General features: G+C 35.6%; 17 protein-coding genes. 12 read left to right on the top strand and 5 right to left on the bottom strand.

The features are described 5' to 3' along the window. The first annotated feature begins 145 nt into the window (after positions 1-145). From UH7x_RS08030 to UH7x_RS08015, 4 genes are read left to right on the top strand one after another with little or no spacing between them, the layout of a single operon-like run. Positions 146-3,010 carry a VPS10 domain-containing protein gene (locus UH7x_RS08030; RefSeq protein WP_482363209.1) on the top strand — a complete coding sequence of 955 codons (2,865 nt, stop codon included), beginning with the start codon at positions 146-148 and terminating at the stop codon, positions 3,008-3,010. Positions 3,011-3,012: 2 nt separating this feature from the next. Further along, positions 3,013-3,498 carry a GyrI-like domain-containing protein gene (locus tag UH7x_RS08025; RefSeq protein WP_482363208.1) on the top strand — a complete coding sequence of 162 codons (486 nt, stop codon included), beginning with the start codon at positions 3,013-3,015 and terminating at the stop codon, positions 3,496-3,498. A 49-nt stretch (positions 3,499-3,547) separates the two neighbouring features. Further along, a complete protein-coding gene (locus tag UH7x_RS08020; RefSeq protein ID WP_482363207.1) occupies positions 3,548-4,516 on the top strand; it encodes a ThuA domain-containing protein in 969 nt (322 codons plus the stop codon). 8 nt (positions 4,517-4,524) lie between these two features. Next, positions 4,525-4,911: a DUF2721 domain-containing protein gene (locus UH7x_RS08015; RefSeq protein WP_482363206.1), complete on the top strand. Its 387-nt coding sequence runs from the start codon at positions 4,525-4,527 to the stop codon at positions 4,909-4,911. Positions 4,912-4,928: 17 nt separating this feature from the next. Here UH7x_RS08015 and UH7x_RS08010 read toward each other — a convergent pair whose 3' ends face one another. Both UH7x_RS08010 and UH7x_RS08005 read right to left on the bottom strand, forming a co-directional pair. Further along, on the bottom strand, positions 4,929-5,909 hold the full coding sequence (locus UH7x_RS08010) for a succinylglutamate desuccinylase/aspartoacylase family protein (protein ID WP_482363205.1): 981 nt from the start codon (positions 5,907-5,909) through the stop codon (positions 4,929-4,931). Beyond that, positions 5,875-6,765, bottom strand: a complete 891-nt coding sequence (locus UH7x_RS08005; RefSeq protein ID WP_482363204.1) for an ATP-grasp domain-containing protein — start codon at positions 6,763-6,765, stop codon at positions 5,875-5,877. Before UH7x_RS08005 ends, UH7x_RS08010 begins: the two co-directional genes overlap by 35 nt. Positions 6,766-6,931: 166 nt before the next feature. Here UH7x_RS08005 and UH7x_RS08000 point away from each other — a divergent pair, with 166 nt between their 5' ends. From UH7x_RS08000 to UH7x_RS07965, 8 genes are all read left to right on the top strand, one after another. Next, positions 6,932-7,609, top strand: a complete 678-nt coding sequence (locus UH7x_RS08000) for a succinate dehydrogenase cytochrome b subunit (RefSeq protein WP_482363203.1) — start codon at positions 6,932-6,934, stop codon at positions 7,607-7,609. Between the two features lie 14 nt (positions 7,610-7,623). Beyond that, a complete protein-coding gene (locus tag UH7x_RS07995) occupies positions 7,624-9,639 on the top strand; it encodes a fumarate reductase/succinate dehydrogenase flavoprotein subunit (RefSeq protein ID WP_482363202.1) in 2,016 nt (671 codons plus the stop codon). A gap of 62 nt (positions 9,640-9,701) precedes the next feature. Then, the gene (locus UH7x_RS07990) at positions 9,702-10,448 is read left to right on the top strand and encodes a succinate dehydrogenase/fumarate reductase iron-sulfur subunit (protein ID WP_482363201.1); all 747 of its coding nucleotides are present in this window, start codon (positions 9,702-9,704) and stop codon (positions 10,446-10,448) included. A gap of 208 nt (positions 10,449-10,656) precedes the next feature. Further along, entirely contained in the window at positions 10,657-12,219 is a 1,563-nt protein-coding gene (locus tag UH7x_RS07985) for a protein adenylyltransferase SelO (RefSeq protein WP_482363200.1), read from the top strand. A 15-nt stretch (positions 12,220-12,234) separates the two neighbouring features. Continuing rightward, positions 12,235-12,489: a peptide methionine sulfoxide reductase gene (locus tag UH7x_RS07980; protein WP_482363199.1), complete on the top strand. Its 255-nt coding sequence runs from the start codon at positions 12,235-12,237 to the stop codon at positions 12,487-12,489. 40 nt (positions 12,490-12,529) lie between these two features. Continuing rightward, positions 12,530-13,024, top strand: a complete 495-nt coding sequence (gene msrA / locus UH7x_RS07975; RefSeq protein ID WP_482363198.1) for a peptide-methionine (S)-S-oxide reductase MsrA — start codon at positions 12,530-12,532, stop codon at positions 13,022-13,024. Between the two features lie 12 nt (positions 13,025-13,036). Continuing rightward, on the top strand, positions 13,037-13,318 hold the full coding sequence (locus UH7x_RS07970; protein WP_482363197.1) for a DUF427 domain-containing protein: 282 nt from the start codon (positions 13,037-13,039) through the stop codon (positions 13,316-13,318). Positions 13,319-13,322: 4 nt separating this feature from the next. Next, positions 13,323-14,480, top strand: coding sequence for a methionine aminotransferase (locus UH7x_RS07965; protein WP_482363196.1), 1,158 nt, complete (start codon positions 13,323-13,325; stop codon positions 14,478-14,480). Between the two features lie 376 nt (positions 14,481-14,856). Here UH7x_RS07965 and UH7x_RS07960 read toward each other — a convergent pair whose 3' ends face one another. The 3 genes from UH7x_RS07960 to UH7x_RS07950 all read right to left on the bottom strand — a co-directional run bounded on the left by UH7x_RS07960 (position 14,857) and on the right by UH7x_RS07950 (position 18,715). Next, a complete protein-coding gene (locus UH7x_RS07960; RefSeq protein WP_482363195.1) occupies positions 14,857-15,510 on the bottom strand; it encodes a 3-oxoacid CoA-transferase subunit B in 654 nt (217 codons plus the stop codon). Positions 15,511-15,600: 90 nt separating this feature from the next. After that, positions 15,601-16,302: a CoA transferase subunit A gene (locus UH7x_RS07955; RefSeq protein WP_482363194.1), complete on the bottom strand. Its 702-nt coding sequence runs from the start codon at positions 16,300-16,302 to the stop codon at positions 15,601-15,603. A gap of 67 nt (positions 16,303-16,369) precedes the next feature. Continuing rightward, a complete protein-coding gene (locus UH7x_RS07950) occupies positions 16,370-18,715 on the bottom strand; it encodes a penicillin-binding protein 1A (RefSeq protein ID WP_482363193.1) in 2,346 nt (781 codons plus the stop codon). Position 18,716: the final 1 nt, after the last annotated feature.

Here is an 18,716-nt window from a genome sequence, read left to right as displayed (position 1 = left end):
AACAAATACGCTAATTTATCGCGTATTTAATTATCATTTTGAAACTTTGAAGACTGTTATTATCAGTTCTATTTTGCACTAGCTAGGCTATTGCTTACCTTAAAGAATTATTTAAATTAGGTTTCACATCTTTCGACATTACAACATGAATCTTAAAGTAGCAATGCTTCTTTTCTTAATCTATAACTCTGGTTTTTCGCAAATTGTGTCAACTAGCGAACATGACATATCTAATGCTCTAGCTACTAAAAAACAAATGCATGAGAATTCAATAGTAAAGAACATTCCGATTAAAAACATAGGACCAACGGTTATGAGTGGCCGTGTTGTTGATATAGATGTAAATCCTGAAAAACCAACGGAATTCTATGTTGGCTATGCCTCTGGTGGGTTATGGTATACAAATAATAATGGCACTTCTTTTGTACCCGTGCTTGACAATTCACAAACCCAGAATGTAGGTGACATTGCAGTTGATTGGCAAAATGGCACAATTTGGGTAGGTACTGGCGAAAACAATGCTTCCCGTTCTTCATACGCGGGTATTGGCATTTTAAAATCAACTGACAAAGGACATACATGGAACAATATGGGTTTGAAAGATTCGCATCATATCGGGCGTATTCTAATTGACCCAAAAGACCCTAATACTGTAATAGTTGGTGTAACGGGTCATCTGTATTCCACAAATGAAGAACGTGGAATTTACAAAACAGTAGATGGTGGAAAAACATGGAAGAAAACCCTTTATATAGACGAAAAGACCGGAATTATTGATCTTGCGCAAGCTCCTAATAATTTTAATATCATGTTTGCTGCAGCTTGGGAAAAAGACCGAAAAGCTTGGAATTTTAAAGGTAATGGTAAAGGTTCGTCAATTTATAAAAGCACAGATGCTGGAAATACTTGGACTTTGATTTCTACCCCTACAAGTGGTTTTCCGACCGGTAATGGAGTGGGGAGAATTGGTTTAGCCATTTATGATGAAAACACAGTATATGCATATCTAGACAATCAATTTAGACGAGAAAAACCTACTGAAACTAAGAATAAAACAAAAAAGCTTAATAAAGCATCTTTTAAGACAATGTCTAAAGAGCGATTTTTAGAGCTTGATGATAAATACCTGAATGACTATTTAAAAACCAATGGTTTTCAAGAAAAATACCGCGCTCAAAATGTAAAACAGTTGGTAAAAAATAATGAAGTTACACCTGCAGATTTGGCGAAGTACTTAGAAAACGCTAATGCTATGCTTTTTGATACTCCCGTTATAGGCGCCGAAGTATACCGAAGTGATGATGGTGGATCTACTTGGAAAAAACAAAATAACAAGTACATAGATAATATGTATTACAGTTATGGGTACTATTTTGGTGAAATACGTGTTTCAGCACTCGATAAAAACAAAATTTATATTATGGGTGTTCCGATTGTAACATCAACAGATGGTGGAAAAACATTTAGTAGTATTTCTGGTGATAATGTTCATGCAGATCACCAGGCACTTTGGGTAAATCCTAAAATGGCTGGACATTTAATAGATGGCAATGATGGCGGCTTAAATATGACCTACGATGACGGTGAAAATTGGTCTAAATTAAACTCTGTTTCCGTAGGACAATTTTACGCCGTAAATGTTGATAATCAAGAACCCTATCATGTTTATGGAGGCCTTCAAGATAATGGGGTTTGGGAAGGTGCGCACAATTCAGAAACAAATACCAAATGGCATGCCACTGGTAAAAACCCTTGGCAATCAATTTTAGGCGGAGATGGCATGCACATACAAATAGACAGTCGCAATCATAATGTTGTTTATACAGGATATCAATTTGGAAATTACTTTAGAATAAACAAAGAAGCCAAAAAGAAATTTTATATTCAACCGAAGCATGAGTTGGGAGATGAGCCTTATCGATTCAATTGGCAAACTCCCATTTTACTATCGCCTCACAATCAAGATATTTTATATCTAGGAGGAAATAAGTTACATCGATCCTTAAACCAAGGTGACGATTGGGAAGTTATTTCATCTGATCTTACTAATGGAGGTAAGACAGGTAATGTAGCATATGGAACGCTTACTTCAATTTCAGAATCTCAATTTAAGTTTGGCTTACTATATACTGGAAGCGATGATGGTTTAATTCATATTACAAAAGACGGAGGTGGTAATTGGGATGAAATTGGTAAAAATATAATAAATTCAACAGCTTCGGCGAACTTATGGGTAAGTCGTATTGTGGCTTCAAAACATAAAGTAGATCGTGTTTATTTAAGCCTAAATGGATATCGGTTTGACGATTTTAAACCCTATGTATATGTCAGTGATGATTATGGCATTACATGGAAGAGCATAGCCGCCAACATTCCTGCATCACCAATAAACGTTATTTTGGAAGATCCTGAAAATGAAAACCTATTATTTATTGGGACTGATAATGGACTGTATGTTTCCTTTAACCGTGGTGAATCTTGGGAAGTCTTTCAAAGCGGAATGCCAAATGTTGCAGTACACGATCTTGTTATTCAGCCAGAAGCTAAACATTTAATAATTGGCACACATGGTAGAAGTATATACAAGGTAGATATCGCAATTTTGCAAAAGTTAACTCTTGATAAACTCAATGAAAAATTAATTGTTTTTAAAGTAGATAATATTGCTCATAGTAAAGAATGGGGTAGTGCGTCCAATAATTGGCAAGAACCCAATACACCAGGACTCGATATTTCTTTTTACACTTCTAATGCAACTTTATGTAATATCTTGGTTAAAACCAAAGATAATATTGTGGTTAGTGAAACTGAATTGAATGCCCAAAAAGGTTTAAATATCTTGTCTTTTGATGTCGCTTTTTCTAAAATTGGTCTCAAGGATTTTAAATCTAAAAACAAGATGGAACTTACAGCTGCCAAAAACGGAAAAACTTATTTGCCAATAGGAAATTATATTGCAGAAATAAAAGGCAATGGTAAAACCAAACAAATAACATTTGAAATCGAATAAATTTGAAAGTACGAATTGAAAAACTTCAAGAGAAATTACTGATTGGAAAATCAAATAAAATGTCATTAATTGATAATAAAACTTTTGATTTATGGAATAGTTTTATGAAAGAGAAAAATCTAATCTCAAATTCCATAGGAACAGATTTATATTCAATTCAAGTATATAATAACCTCGAATACTTTAAAGATTTCAATCCGCATACGGAATTTATAAAATGGGCAGCGATAGAAGTTAATTCGATAGACAATATACCTAATGGTTTTAATCAATTTAATATTGAATCAGGTCTTTACGCCGTTTTTATTCATAAAGGATTGGCTATTGAATTTCCCAAAACCGCCCAGTATATTTTTGGAGAATGGCTTCCGAAATCAAATTTTAATTTAGACCACAGGCCTCATTTCGAGGTGTTAGGAAAAAAGTATAAAAACAACGATTCAAGTTCAGAAGAAGAAGTCTGGATACCCATAAAGAACAAACCTTAGTTGGTAAACCTTTTTAAAAATTCTACATTTAAAAACCAAAATTTTGAAAATGAAAAAGACAGTACTAATTTTAATGCTGATTTTGTTTGTTATTTCTTCAACAAATTTGATTGCTCAAGAAGCTAATGCAATCATTAAAACTTTAATTGTAGATGGTCAAAACAATCATGACCAATGGCCTAAAATCACCTTTTTACTTAAAGAACAAATGGAAGCCACCGGTTTATTTACTGTTGATGTTGCTCGCTCTGCTTATACCTGGAAAGGTGAAGCGTATATTTCAGAATTTCCGATTGATGGAGTATCAACTACTATTGCTTTAGAAAAACCCAAAGCAGATCAAGATTTTAATCCTGATTTCTCAAAATACGACTTGGTAATTTCGAATTTCGGGTGGAATGCTGCTCCATGGCCTGAAGCAACACAGAAAAATTTTGAAAAATTTATATCAGATGGAGGTGGATTAGTAGTATTTCATGCCGCTGATAATTCATACCCAAAATGGGAAGCTTATAATAAAATGATTGGCTTAGGAGGCTGGGGAGATCGCACAGAAAAAGATGGTCCTTATGTTTATTATAATAACGCTGATGAATTAATAAGAGATACTTCGGCGGGAAAAGGAGGAGCACACGGCCCACAAAGTGAATATCAAATTAAGTTGCGAAATTCAGAGCATCCGATCACCAAAGGCATGCCTGAAGTTTGGATGCACACCAAAGATGAGTTGTATAATAGTTTAAGAGGTCCAGCAGAGAACATGGAAATATTGGCTACTGCCTATTCCGATCCAAAAAATAAAGGTACTGGCCGACATGAACCCGCATTAATGGTTTTAAACTATGGCAAGGGCCGAATTTTTCATAACATTATGGGGCATGTAGATTATTCAGTAGCTTGTGTTGGGTTTTTAACTTCAATGCTTCGCGGTGCGGAATGGGCAGCCACGGGTGTAGTAACCCAAGAAATTCCTGAAGATTTTCCAACGGCTAAAAAATCTAGCTCTATAGAACTTTAAATCTAAAAATGGAATTAACCCTAAGCATACCCGCTTTACTATTTCCGGCTATTTCGTTGACTATGTTAGCTTACAATGCTCGCTACTTAGCAATAGCAGCGCTAATACGTCAATTACACCAAAAATATCAAGAAACTGAATCGGAGTCTATAAGATTACAGGTTAAAAAATTGAATAAACGATTAACCATCATTAAGAATATGCAGGCTACCGCCATAGCAAGTTTTTTACTCGCCGTAATAACCATGGCCTTAATTTACCTTCAGTATTCGCATTGGGCAAATTTAGTATTTGGAATTAGCCTTTTAGCCTTAATGATTTCATTAGTCTTAAGCTTGATAGAAGTGCAACTTTCAACAAAAGCACTTGCCATTCAATTAAAGGATATGGAATAGACACTGATAAATATATATTAATCTGAAGGTGTTGTACCTAAGTGAAAAAGTGCATCACCTTGATTTACGACTGCTTGGTTATTAATACAAAACACATATCCATCTAGTGGCGCTTTAAGTTCTTTATACTTATGCGCAAATGCATCAGCAATTACGCCAATCACTTGACCTTTTGTAACTTCCGTACCGTTTAGTATTTTCGGAACAAACATACCTGCTGTAGGCGCTCGCAGCCACTTTCTACTTTCTAAATAAATTGTATCACGCTCATCTACTGATTCTGGTTGGAACATACCAAAATGCTCCAAAATATTTAAAACACCTCGCACACCTTTTTGAATCGAGAAATCGTCAAATCGCATACTTTCTCCAGATTCATATACAATAGTAGGAATACCTCTTTTATAAGCTTCTTTACGAAAAGATTTATTTATTAAATCTGAACTAAAACTAAAAGGAGCATTAAATATAGCCGCTAAATCTTCACTTTTATTGTCATCTTTAGTAAATCGTATTTGCGGATAATTATGTCTTCGCCCACCACCTGTATGCAGGTCGACACCAAAATTTATTTGCGGCAATACCGCATTGGCATAATTGTATGCTATTCTACTTGCCATTGAACCTAACTTAGACCCAGGAAAGCTGCGATTTACATCTTTCCCATCTGGCATATCTCTTGAAAAATGTATAAAACCAAATACATTTAAGATAGGTACAGCAATTACGGCACCTCTTTTTATTTTAAAATACTTCTTATGAATCATCCGGCGGACGATTTCTATGCCGTTAATTTCGTCTCCATGTAAGCCAGCTTGAATTAAGATTACTGGACCAGGTTTTTTTGAATTAAACACATAAATTGGAATATCAATTAACATTCCGGTAGGCAAACGATCAATACCTATATGAACTAATTTATCTTGACCTGGTGCAATTTTTTCACCACCAATTTCAATCGTTTTATTTTCTTCTTTTACGGCCATTTCTTTCAACAAAATGAATTATTTCCTCTGCAATATTTACGCCTGTTGCTGCCTCAATACCCTGTAAACCAGGTGAAGCATTTACTTCTATAAGTAATGGTCCATTCTCTGATCGAATTAAATCGACTCCAGCAACTCCAAGACCTAAATGTTTAACAGCATTTATTGCAATTAATTGCTCTTCGCGCGTTGGCTTAATTTTTTCTGTGGCTCCACCCCTATGAACGTTTGACCTAAATTCACCGTCGGCACTCAACCGTTTCATGCTAGCCACAATTTTATCACCAACTACAAAAATTCGAATATCTTCCCCGTTACTTTCTGGTATAAATCTCTGTATTAAAATACTAGTATCCATTTTATAAAATGTGTCAATAATGGATTTTGCTGATTTTTCGGTTTCGGCTAAAATAACACCTAAACCATGAGTGCCTTCTTGTAATTTTATAATTACTGGAGCTCCACCTAAAAATCGTAATTGCGAAACAATATTTTCTGGGTTTATTGAAAATAATGTATCCGGAATAGGAATACCATTTCGAGCCATAATCTGCAGCGTTCTCACTTTATTTCTAGCCCGATTTATTCCTAAGGCACTTGCTGAACTAAATACACCATTCATTTCAAACTGCTCTACAATTGCTGCTCCATGCTTCGTTACTTTGGCTCCAATTCTGGGAATTATAACATCAAACTCATCTGAAATATTGGTATCATGCAAATATATCTGAGGAGTTCCTTTCCCTAATTTTACAGCGCATTTCGTGTGATCCACTTGCTCAACATAATGACCTCGATTCTCAGCTTCTTCTGCTATTCTCATAGTTGAATATACATTCATGCTGATAGAAAGTAGTCCTATATCCATTGTAAATAATAGTTGTTTATTTAAAATATGAAGATCGCTTAAAATTACAACAAAGCCAATATCCTAATACTTATTCTTTAAATTGCTTCTAAATAACACTCTTAAACCCTTAAAACTTGGTAATGATTCGCTTGTGCAGTAAATTTGTTATTCAAATAACCAAGTAATGAGTGGATTTTTAAAGTCTTCAATAGGAAGAAAAGTAGCGATGGCACTTTCTGCTTTTTTTCTAATGTTTTTTCTTCTTCAACATTTTGCTATCAACATACTGTCTGTTTTTAGTCCGGAAAATTTTAATGAGGTTTCTCATTTTATGGGCACCAATTGGCTGATTCAGTACATTATGCAACCTGTTTTAATTTTCGGAGTTGTTTTTCACTTTGTAATGGGTTTTGCTCTAGAATTAAAAAATAGGAGTGCAAGAAATGTAAAATATGCGCAAAACAAAGGTGCAGCGAACTCAACTTGGATGAGTAGAAACATGATTTGGAGTGGAATTGCAATTTTAGCATTTATAGTATTGCACTTTATTGATTTCTGGTTTCCTGAGATTAATACTAAATATATTGTTGGAGATACATCTGGTCTTTTACCTAACGGCGAAGGTTTCAGATATTTTGAAGAACTGCAACATAAATTTGTAAATCCGTTGCGTGTTGGCGCATATGTTTTGGCATTTGTATTCTTAGCCTTGCATTTAATGCATGGGTTTACCTCAGCTTTTCAGTCTATGGGTGCAACCGCAGGCAGAAAGAAACTTATGAAAAATATAGGAACAGCTTATTCGATAATAATTCCTTTAGGATTTATATTTATCGCACTTTACCATCATTTTAATCATTAATAATACCGCTACTTATGTCTGTATTGGACTCAAAAGTACCTAAAGGACCATTAAAGGATAAATGGACTAGCTATAAGGATCATATAGACCTTGTAAACCCAGCTAATAAACGAAACATAGATATTATCGTTGTCGGTACTGGTCTTGCAGGAGGTTCTGCAGCTGCTACTTTAGCTGAATTAGGTTATAATGTTAAAGCATTTTGTTATCAAGATTCACCCCGTCGTGCGCATTCAATTGCTGCACAAGGAGGTATTAATGCTGCCAAAAACTATCAAGGAGATGGTGATTCTATTTATCGCCTTTTTTACGATACCGTTAAAGGAGGAGATTATCGTTCTCGTGAAGCGAACGTTCATCGTTTAGCAGAGGTATCAGCCAATATTATTGACCAATGTGTTGCACAAGGCGTGCCTTTTGCAAGAGACTATGGTGGACTTTTGGACAATCGTTCATTCGGTGGTGTTTTAGTTTCAAGAACATTTTATGCTAAAGGACAAACTGGTCAGCAACTTTTACTTGGTGCCTATTCTGCGATGAATCGCCAAATAGCAAGAGGTAAAATTGAAATGTTCAACAGACATGAAATGTTGGACGTTGTTAAAGTAGGAGGCAAAGCGCGTGGTATAATTGCACGTGATTTGGTTACAGGAAAATTAGAAAGACATTCAGCACATGCTGTAGTCATTGCTTCTGGCGGATATGGAAATGTTTATTTCTTATCTACAAACGCAATGGGTTCAAACACCACAGCTGCATGGAAAATACATAAAAAAGGGGCTTATTTCGCTAACCCTTGTTACACTCAAATACACCCAACTTGTATTCCACGTTCTGGTGATTATCAATCGAAATTGACTTTAATGTCAGAATCACTTCGTAATGATGGTAGAATTTGGGTGCCAAAACGCATGGAAGACGTATTAGCCATTCGTGAAGGAAAATTAAAACCAACACAATTAGGTGAAGAAGAACGCGATTATTATTTAGAAAGACGTTATCCTGCCTTTGGTAATTTAGTACCTAGAGATGTTGCTTCTAGAGCCGCTAAAGAACGTTGTGATGCCGGCTATGGTGTTAACAAAACTGGAGAAGCTGTTTATCTAGATTTTAAATCTGCTATTGAACGTTACGGAAACGAACAGGCTAAGATTCATGGTATAAATAACCCTTCTAAAGAAAAAATTCTTGAATTAGGCGAAGCTGTTGTAGAAGCAAAATACGGTAACCTTTTTCAGATGTACGAGAAGATTGTAGACGAGAATCCGTACAAAACACCTATGATGATTTACCCTGCAACCCATTATACTATGGGTGGTGTTTGGGTTGATTATAATTTAATGACAACCGTACCAGGACTCTATTGTATCGGAGAAGCTAATTTCTCTGATCACGGTGCAAATAGGTTAGGTGCTTCAGCTCTTATGCAAGGATTAGCAGATGGATATTTTGTTTTACCATATACCATTGGCGATTATTTATCTGATGATATTAGAACTGGTGCTATTGCTACAGACACCTCTGAATTTGAGGAGGCAGAAAAAGAAGTAAAAGAACGCATCGATTTCTTTTTAAATAATAATGGTGAACATTCTGTCGATTACTACCACAAACGTTTAGGAAAAATTATGTGGGATAAAGTTGGAATGTCAAGAAATGCTACTGGTTTAAAGGAAGCTATTAGCGAAATCAAAGCACTTCGAGAAGAATTCTGGAAAAATGTAAAAGTTACAGGAAAATCTGATGAGCTAAATCCTGAACTAGAAAAAGCAGGTCGTGTTGCAGATTTCTTAGAGTTAGGTGAGCTTTTCGCAAAAGACGCTTTGAATAGAGAAGAATCTTGTGGTGGGCATTTCCGAGAAGAATCTGTTGAATTAGACGGAGAACAAAAAGGAGAAGCAAAAAGAAATGACAAAGATTATGCATACGTTGCTGCTTGGGAATATAAAGGTGAACCAGCAGATGCAGTATTGCATAAAGAAGAATTAGAATTCAACGATATTGAGTTGAAGCAAAGAAGTTATAAATAAAATAGAGTTAATTTATTGTAAGTAATTTGCTTACAACAAAACGCTCACGCAAACCAAAAAGCATGAATTTAACGCTTAAAATTTGGAGACAAAGTGGATTTAACGACAAGGGTCGTATGGTCGATTATAAAGTAACTGAGATTTCAGAGCACATGTCATTCTTAGAGATGATGGATGTACTTAATGAACAATTAGTTGCTAAAGGAGAAGACCCTGTAGCTTTTGATCACGATTGTCGTGAAGGCATATGCGGTATGTGTTCAATGTATATCAATGGGGAAGCTCATGGTCCTGATCGCGGTGTTACTACTTGTCAGTTACATATGCGTATGTTTAAAGATGGTGATACTATTACAATTGAACCATTTAGAGCACAAGCATTTCCTGTAATTAAAGATTTAGTCGTAGACCGTAGTTCATTTGATCGAATTCAGCAAGCTGGAGGGTATATTTCAGTTAATACTTCAGGAAATACACAAGATGCGAACTCGTTACCTATATCAAAACACAATGCCGATGAAGCTATGGATGCAGCTACGTGTATTGGCTGTGGAGCATGTGTAGCAAGTTGTAAGAACTCATCTGCTATGCTATTTGTAGGAGCTAAGGTATCTCAGTATGCCTTACTACCACAAGGACAAGTTGAAGCTGCTGACCGAGTTCAAAATATGGTAGCTCAGATGGATTTAGAAGGATTTGGAAACTGTACAAACACGGGTGCTTGTGAAGTTGAATGTCCTAAAGGAATTTCATTAGACAATATTGCTCGTATGAATCGTGAATTAATGAAAGCCAGTTTAAAAAGCTAAAGTCATTCTCAGAGCTAAAAGCACAAATCCCAAATGCCATATAGCGTTTGGGATTTTTTCATTTTTCAAACTCCCCAATACACATACCGTGTAATTAATTGGACTTCATTTCGACTTAAAAATAAGGTCTTATCTTAGGTTAGGTCAAAGGACTATTTAAGCTTACCAAACCCTTGATTTTGAAGAATATAAATAAAAGAAATTTAAATTGAAGCTAAACATACAAGATAGATTTACGAAAGAGCTTCCAGCCGATTCCATTCTTGAAAATAATAGGAGGCAAGTTGTTGGGGCTTGTTTTTCTTATGTTACACCTAAGAAAACAGAGCAACCATCATTAATTCACTATTCTCCTGAAATGCTGAAAGAATTAGGTATAACAGTAAAAGATGCTCAGAGTGACCTATTTTTAAGTGTTTTTACTGGTAATGAAATTTTACCAAACACAACCCCTTATGCAATGTGCTATGGCGGACATCAATTTGGTAATTGGGCCGGACAATTAGGTGATGGTCGTGCCATCAATTTAGCAGAAATAGAATACAACAACAAACATTGGGCATTACAATTAAAAGGTGCAGGTCCTACACCATACTCAAGAACTGCTGATGGTTTAGCCGTTTTACGCTCATCAATACGCGAGTATTTATGTAGTGAAGCTATGCATCACTTAGGAGTTCCAACCACTAGAGCACTATCGCTTGCATTATCTGGAGACCAAGTGTTGCGCGATGTTCTGTACAATGGAAATCCTGAATATGAAAAAGGGGCTATCGTCAGTAGAATAGCTCCATCATTTATCCGTTTTGGAAATTTTGAAATCTTAGCTGCCCAGCAGGATACAAAAACATTAAAATCACTTGTAGATTACACAATTGAACATCATTTTCCAGAATTAGGAAAACCCTCAAAAGCGATTTACCTAAAATTCTTTAAAGCTGTTGCCGTAAAAAGCATGGAAATGGTTATTCATTGGCAGCGGGTCGGTTTTGTACATGGCGTTATGAATACAGATAACATGTCCATCTTAGGGCTTACAATAGATTACGGACCCTATGGGTGGCTAGAAGACTACGACCAAGGTTGGACACCCAATACTACCGACAGCGCTAATAAACGTTATCGCTACGGCACTCAACCGCAAATTGTTCTTTGGAATTTACTACAGTTGGCTAATGCACTATATCCGTTAATTGAAGAGGCCGAACCTCTTCAGCAAATTCTAAACGAATATCAAGAAGAAGTTGCGCCGGCATATGTTAACATGATGAAATCCAAAATTGGTTTACTTGAAAAAAATTCAAATGACAATACACTTATTAAAGAGTTAGTGGAGGTATTGCAACTAACTGAAACCGATATGACGATTTTCTTTAGAAGTCTTGTAAATTTTAACAAAGATAACGCTACAGGAGGTTTAGCAGTTGTTGCGGATGCCTTTTACAAACCAGAAGAGATAAAAGAAGAAATAAAAAACAAATGGGAAGTTTGGTTTGCAAAATATGCAGAGCGCTTAAAATTGGAATTCAAATCTGATAGTGAACGAACGACTTTTATGAACTCGGTAAATCCTAAATATGTGTTACGGAATTACATGGCACAATTAGCAATTGAAGATGCAGAAAAAGGAAATTATAAGTTAATAGATGAGCTTTTTCAATTGTTAAAAAAACCATATCACGAACAGCCAGAAAATGAAAAATGGTACGCCAAACGACCCGATTGGGCTAGAAATAAAGTAGGGTCTTCTATGTTATCCTGTAGCTCTTAATTATAAAAAACTCTAATGATTGATGACATCTTTAAGCGAATTGAAAATATTCCAATCGGTTATTCTATTGGTGAATATATGAAGGGAAAATATGGAATTACAAAAACAATCTACAACAAAGGTAAATCGCTTAAAGTTTATGCTGAAGAACTTGGGGGCGTCAATTTTATAAGCCTAAATTACTACGTTACAAAAGAGAAGAATTTAATGAAGTCGGGCGAAATGCCAGAGCAGAAAGCAAATCATTTTTTAGAAAATGTTGTATTTTAAAACCACTTAGAACACGTATATAATTCACAATACAATTAACATGGAAAATTATAAAAAAGCATATATAGCAGGAGGTTGCTTCTGGGGAATGGAAGATTTATTTCGTAATCGTCCTGGTATTATCAATACTGAAGTAGGATATCAAGGAGGTGAGAATGAAAAACCAACCTATAGAAATCATCCAGGTCATGCAGAAGGAATAGAATTAACATTTGATCCGAACGAAACTTCATTTAAAGAAATTCTTGATTACTTCTTTAGAATACATAATCCAACAACTGTAGATCAACAAGGAAATGATAGAGGCTCTAGTTATCGTTCCGCAATATTTTATCAAAATGAAGAAGAAAAGACTACCGCCGAAGAAGTTATTAATATCGTCGATGCTTCCAATAAATGGGAAGGTAAAATTGTCACAACATTAGAGCCTTTTACCCCTTTCTGGCCTGCAGAACCAGAACACCAAGATTATTTAGTTCGAAACCCTAATGGATACACCTGCCATTTTGAGCGATTTACAGAATCTTTTTTATAGAAAACAGTCAATATGAAAGCAATTTGGAACAATAAAATCATTGCAGAAAGTGATACTACTGTCATAATAGAAAACAATCACTATTTTCCATCTGATAGTATTAAAAAAGAGTATTTTAAATCCAGCGACTTGCATAGTACCTGCCCATGGAAAGGTCAAGCATCGTATTTCTCCATTGAAGTAGATGGCGAAGTAAATAAAGATGCTGCATGGTTCTATGAAAATCCATCAGATCTGGCTAGAGCAATAAAAGGCCACATAGCCTTTTGGCGCGGAGTGCAAATAATCGAATAAGAAAATGGATTCTATAAAAAATACTTCCCCATCAAAATTACCTAATGTAAAAACTACCATTTTCACTACCGTAGGTAATCTTGCTCGAAAGCACAATGCCATTGATTTATCTCAAGGCTTTCCTAACTTTCCTGCAGACCCAGCGTTATTACAATTGGCTTCGAATGCAATGAAAGAAGGTCACAATCAGTATGCTCCTATGGAAGGATATTACCCCCTTCGTGAAATAATAGCATCTAAAATTGAAAAATTACACAATAGAAGTTATGACCCAATCGGCGAAGTAACTGTTACCGTTGGTGCCACACAAGCAATATATACGGCCATTACGGCCTTTGTTCATAAAGGAGATGAGGTTATTGTTATAAAACCCGCTTACGATTGTTACGAGCCTGCTATTGAAGTTAATGGTGGCATCCCCGTATTTGTACAATTAGAAGGTCCTGATTACAAAATTGACTGGAACATTTTTAAGAGCCATATAAGCTCTAAAACAAGAATGGTTGTTATCAACACACCACATAATCCTACTGGAAGAATTTTCACCAAGGATGATATGCTTCAGCTACAGGAAATTCTTAAAAACACCAACATCATTTTAGTTAGCGATGAAGTTTACGAGCATATTATTTTTGACGGAAAAGAACATCAAAGTGCATCGCGATTTAACGACTTAGCATCAAGAAGCTTTGTCTGTGCTTCATTTGGTAAAACCTTTCATGTTACAGGGTGGAAACTAGGTTATTGTGTCGCTCCTGCGGAATTAATGCACGAGTTTCGAAAAACACATCAATTTGCTGTTTTTTGTGTTGACCATCCCGCTCAAAGAGCAATCGCCGAATATTTAAAAAACGAACGGAATTATCTTGACCTAAACGATTTCTACCAAGAAAAACGCGACTATTTTTTATCTCGATTAAGAAATTCAAGGTTCCAATTCAACCCTTCACAAGGTACCTATTTTCAATTATTGGATTATACAGCAATTACTAATGAAATAGATGAAGATTTAGCCAAAAGACTAATTATTGAAAAGAAACTGGCTAGTATTGCCATATCTTCTTTTAATGTTGCTTCTCGACAAGATGGTGTGCTTCGTTTTTGTTTTGCAAAGAAAAAAGATACGCTAGAAAAAGCATGCGATATTTTGTGTAAACTATAAAGAAGTAGCACTAAAAGTAAAAACATTCAAAAACAAAAAAACCACCCGATTGGGACGGATGGTTTTTCTAAATTTATTACTACAATTTATAGCATAAATAATTTTCTAGTTAGTGTTATCAGTCCACTGTAAAAATCATTTTTGTAAACTTGAATCTCTTTGCTTGTGTTAACACTGCTCGATTTTAATTTCATAATTATAAGTAGGGTTTAAAAGTCTCTCAATGGGGATTGAGTTGGGTTAGGACTTCGAATTAATTACAATGTAAATCTAACACGATTAAATCGTTCAGCTAAATTTATGTTGTAAAACAACCTTATAATGTTGTGAAAAAAATGAACGGTAAATTTCTTCGATAAAATGCATCGACAAACGGTTAAACGTCCATTTCAGACACCTCAGCAGCAATTGTAAGATTCCCTTGTGTAGCCTTTTTAATCTCTTCTATAGAAACTCCTGGTGCTCTTTCTAACAAAAGAAAACCATCTTTGGTTACCTCTAAGACTGCCAAATTAGTTACAATCTTAGTGACACAACCTACACCAGTTAATGGCAAAGTGCAACTTTTAAGTAGCTTAGAATCTCCTGCTTTATTTGTATGCATCATTGCCACAATAATATTTTCAGCGGATGCAACAAGATCCATTGCGCCGCCCATACCTTTTACCATTTTACCAGGAATTTTCCAATTGGCAATATCCCCATTTTCAGCAACTTCCATTGCCCCAAGAATAGTAAGATCCACATGCTTACCTCTTATCATTCCAAAACTAGTAGCCGAATCGAAAAATGAAGCCCCTGGCAAAGTTGTAATCGTTTGTTTACCCGCGTTAATAACATCAGCATCTTCATCACCTTCAAAAGGGAATGGACCCATACCCAAAACACCGTTTTCACTCTGAAACTCTACTTCTATATCATCTTGTACAAAATTTGCCACAAGTGTAGGTATGCCAATCCCTAAATTGACGTAGTAACCATCTTTTACCTCTTTAGCAATTCGCCTAGCTATTCCGTTTTTATCTAACATAGTAATTAATCAATTTGAAATTGTACCAATAGTAATTATGTTGATTCCTTTTGCGCGTACTCACAATTTTGTGCGTCAAAAAAACATTAATCAATTGCGCACACGCACCGTTCGTTGTTCAATTCTTTTTTCATAAGCTGTGCCCTGAAAAATACGTTGAACAAAAATACCAGGAACATGAACCTGATTCGGGTCTAATGCACCAACAGGAACTAATTCTTCAACTTCAGCTACTGTTATGGTGGCAGCACCACACATGCATGGATTAAAATTACGTGCTGTTCCCTTAAAAACTAGGTTGCCTGCAGCATCACCTTTCCAAGCTTTCACAAATGAAAAATCAGCCGTAAACGCTTCTTCTAAGATGTGCATTTTTCCATTAAATTCTCTTGATTCTTTTCCTTCTGCCACTTCTGTACCGTAGCCAGCAGGCGTATAAAATGCAGGAAAACCTGCTTGTGCTGCACGACATTTTTCTGCTAATGTACCTTGCGGAGTTAATTCTACCTCAAGTTCACCACTAAGCATTTGACGTTCAAATTCATCATTCTCACCTACGTATGACGAAATCATTTTTTTAATCTGATGTTTTTGTAAGAGTAGTCCTAGGCCAAAATCATCTACACCTGCGTTATTAGAAATACATGTAATATTCTTAATACCCAAACGCACCAATTCTGCTATTGCATTCTCAGGAATTCCACATAAACCGAAACCGCCTAACATAAATGTCATGCCGTCTTCTACTCCAGTTAGGGCCTCATGAACACTATTAACTTTTTTAGATATCATACCTCAATTGTATTGAAATTGAAGTATCAAGTTACGTGTTATTTAATAAAAAGGGAAATTGATTTACTTAGAAATCTAGGCCCTCTAAATCTTCGTCCGGTTGATTATCTTCTTCTGATTGTTCATTAACTATCTTGGAGCAATCTATCTCTATAGAAAGATTATCAGGTTTAAGAAAATCTCCATCAGAAATACCTAAATCCTTATTTTTATAATTTTCTTTCATATATAAACCCCATATAGGTAAGGCCATTGAAGCTCCTTGTCCATAGCTAATACTTTTAAAATGTATTGCTCGATTATCACCACCTACCCAAACACCAGTTACTAAGTTTGGCACCATACCCATAAACCAACCATCACTATTGTTCTGTGTAGTACCAGTTTTACCCGCAATCGGATTGGTAAACCCATAAGGATAGCCCGTAATTATTTCTTTATAGACCGTACTATTCTTTAGAGAGGTGTGTCTTAAGCGCATACCTGACCCACTTTGGGTAACTCCTTTCATTAAATCAACCATGGCATAGGCTACATCTTTATTAAGAACATCTTTTGTCTCTGGTACATACTCATACAAAACAGTACCGTTTTTATCTTCTATACGGGTTACCATCACAGGCTTTACATAAACACCCTGATTTGCAAACGCCCCGTATGCACCTACCATTTCATATACATTAATATCTTCAGTTCCTAAGGCTATTGCAGGCACCGGGAGAATATCTCTAGTTATACCTAAATTCTTCACAATCGAAACCACAGATCTCGGTCCAACTCTATCCATTAACTGCGCGGTAATTGAATTTTTAGAATTTGCTAACCCTTCTTTAAGTGTATACATTTTACCTGAATACTTATCGCTAGAATTATCAGGACACCAAGCCTCCATATTACCATGTTTACCTGCTTCGATGCAATATCTCACATCCGGTAATTGATAACATGGCGAATAGCGCAATTGGTCAATTGCAGCAGCATATACAAATGGCTTAAATGTAGAACCTGCTTGTCTTGTTCCTTGTATAACATTATCGTATTGAAAATGCTTATACCCTATTCCGCCAACCCATGCCTTAACATGACCAGTTTGAGGCTCCATAGACATCATTGCAGTTCGTAAAAACGTTTTATAATATCGGATAGAATCCATTGGCGTTAATATAGTATCCTTTTCACGTGTTTCACTTTCCCAGTCAAAAACGGTCATTTCTCTCTTTATATTAAAAGACGCTCTAATCTCTTCTTCAGACTTTCCATCGGCTTTCATGAAACGCCACCGATCCGATGTTTTAACAGCCTGTTCAAGAATAGCGTCAATTTCAGATTTATCTACATCCAAAAATGGTGCTGTTTTATTTCTGTCTGGCGTATTCTGATTAAAAAATTCTGCTTGCAAATTACTCATGTGCGCAGAAACTGCATCTTCTGCATTTTTTTGCATTCTAGAATCTATGGTTGTATAAATTTTTAATCCATCTAAATATAGGTTCCATTTATCACGCTCCCCTTCCAATGCCGGTTTTGGATTTTTCTTTATCCAACCATTCATAAAGCGTTGCAAGTACATTCTAAAATATGTTGCAATACCTGCACTGTGGGACTCAGGATTATAATTGATATCCATTTTTAAGGCCTGAAGCGAATCTTTCTGTTGCTCTGTTATAAAATCATATCTGGCCAACTGTGAAATTACTATGTCTCTTTTCTTCTTAGTGAGTTCTTCTCTTCTTAAAGGATTATATAGCGAAGAATTCTGCAACATTCCAATTAACATTGCCGATTCTTCTATCTTTAAATTTATAGGTTCTTTACCAAAATAAATACGCGAAGCAGATCGGATTCCATCAGCATTATTTCCAAAATCATAGTTATTCAAATACATTTTTATGATTTCTTCCTTGGTATAACTCGTCTCTAGTCGAGTTGCCAAGACCCATTCTTTAGCCTTTTGCTTAAAGGTTTCAATTTTATTTCTCGAACGAACACCAACGAATAGTTGACGCGCTAATTGCTGTGATATTGTACTCGCACCACCTCTTTTTCCTAAGTAAAATGCCGCTCTTAACGTACCATACCAATCAATACCTGAATGTTCCTTAAAACGAATATCTTCACTTGCTAACAATGTATTAACCAAGTTTTCTGGCAAATCTTCATAGTCTACTGGGGTTCTATTATCATCTAAATAGAACTTGCCTAACAACTCACCATCAGAAGAAATAATTTGTGATGCTAAGTTGGTTTGTGGATTTTCTAAATATTGGTAATCTGGCATTTCACCAAAAAAGCCCCAAGAAGCTGATAGAAAAACAAGTGCGCCTAATGCTACACCTGATATAAATAGAATCCAAAACCACTTAATAAATTTGAAGAAATTATTAGGTTGCTTCTTTTTAGCTGCTTTTGCCATG

It is taken from the genome of Aurantibacter sp. UH7 (assembly GCF_056839165.1).
This window is presented reverse-complemented; position numbering and strand designations above follow the sequence as displayed.